The sequence below is a fragment of the Sphingomonas sp. genome, from assembly GCF_035910975.1.
Classification (GTDB): Bacteria; Pseudomonadota; Alphaproteobacteria; order Sphingomonadales; family Sphingomonadaceae; genus Sphingomonas.
The window spans coordinates 1-1,179 of the sequence record NZ_JAMHWM010000002.1; the positions used below are offsets into that span (position 1 = coordinate 1).

Consider the following 1,179-nt stretch of genomic DNA (forward strand, 5'->3'; position numbering starts at 1 on the left):
GTCACGGGCGCCCGGGTGGAGCCGCTGCTGGCGTACCTGGAGCGCCTCTCGCACCAGACGCCCGAGCAGATCGCCGGTGAGGTGCTGACGCGGCGTCCTCGGGCGGAAGTTCCAGACCCCTTGTCGCTGGCGGTCAGGCCGGACGCTTGCGCCACGGAACCCAGATCGATCGCGGGCGGTGCAGCAGCCGAGTTGGAGCTGTTCTGAGCCCTCGGCACGCCCGAACATCGAGCGGTCAGTCCGGGATCCTTCCGCGGTCACGGCAGCAGCGCTTTCGAACCGATGCGCGCCGCTATCACACAGAGAAGGGCGAGCCATCCTTGTGCAAGAACCGGCCGTCGGCGTTGGAACTCATCATGTCGATGTCGGAGCAGGTGGTGAGGTCGTTCGGATTGCGCGAGCCCACTTCCAGATAGACGGCGATCGCGGAGGACCTGTTGATGAGGTGGTGGCCGTTGCCGCTGCCCTTCGGAAATGCCGCGCAATCGCCGGCGCGCATCAGCGTCTCACCGCCGTCCTCGACGAGCGTCACTTCGCCTTCAAGCAGATAGACGAACTCGTCCTCGTCGCTGTGCCAGTGGCGCTGGCTGGACCAACCGCCCGGCGGCAGGGTCATCAGGTTGACGCCGAAGTCGCGAAGCCCGCCGGCTTCGCCCAGGCGACGGCGGGTGCGCGCACTGCAGGGCGCGTCGAACGGCTTTGGATAGCCCGATCCCCGGCGTCCGGGTACGGCGGTGACGTCGATCCTGGGCATGCAGTTCTCCTTCTTTTCGTGCTGTCTGCCTAATCGGCAAGCGGAAGAGATACGACGACCGTCGTTCCCTTGCCGGCGCGCGACTGCAGTTCGATGCGGCCGCCGAGCTTGGTGACCAGGGACTTGACGATGGCCAGGCCAAGGCCCAGACCGTCCCGTCGGGCCGGCGACTGCGCCGCCTTGAAGAAGGGCTCGAAGACGCGGTCCTGGACGTCTTCCGAAATACCGATGCCCGTGTCCGCGACGACGATCAGGAGTTCGCGCGGCCCCGTCGGAGTCGAGCGGACTTCGGCGGCAACTTTGACCTCGCCGGTGGCCGTGTACTTGACGGCGTTGCCGACGAGGTTCTCGACGATCTGGCGGACCTTGCCGAGGTCCAGCAAAAGTTCGACATCCTGCGCAGCGACCTTGAGCGCAAGTCCCTT

Annotated in this window: 3 protein-coding genes; 1 reads left to right on the forward strand and 2 read right to left on the reverse strand. The window is 66.4% G+C overall.

What is annotated here, in order from left to right:
• A partial coding sequence (locus VYI76_RS00035) for a hypothetical protein (protein ID WP_326522725.1) occupies nt 1-207 on the forward strand: 207 nt, incomplete at its 5' end.
• Between the two features lie 88 nt (nt 208-295).
• Here the strand turns inward: VYI76_RS00035 and VYI76_RS00040 are convergent.
• Together VYI76_RS00040 and VYI76_RS00045 are read right to left on the reverse strand one after the other, a co-directional pair.
• Nucleotides 296-754: a cupin domain-containing protein gene (locus VYI76_RS00040; RefSeq protein ID WP_298856825.1), complete on the reverse strand. Its 459-nt coding sequence runs from the start codon at nt 752-754 to the stop codon at nt 296-298.
• 29 nt (nt 755-783) lie between these two features.
• Nucleotides 784-1,179, reverse strand: a 396-nt coding sequence (locus VYI76_RS00045) for an ATP-binding protein (RefSeq protein ID WP_326522726.1), incomplete at its 5' end; no start/stop codon positions are given.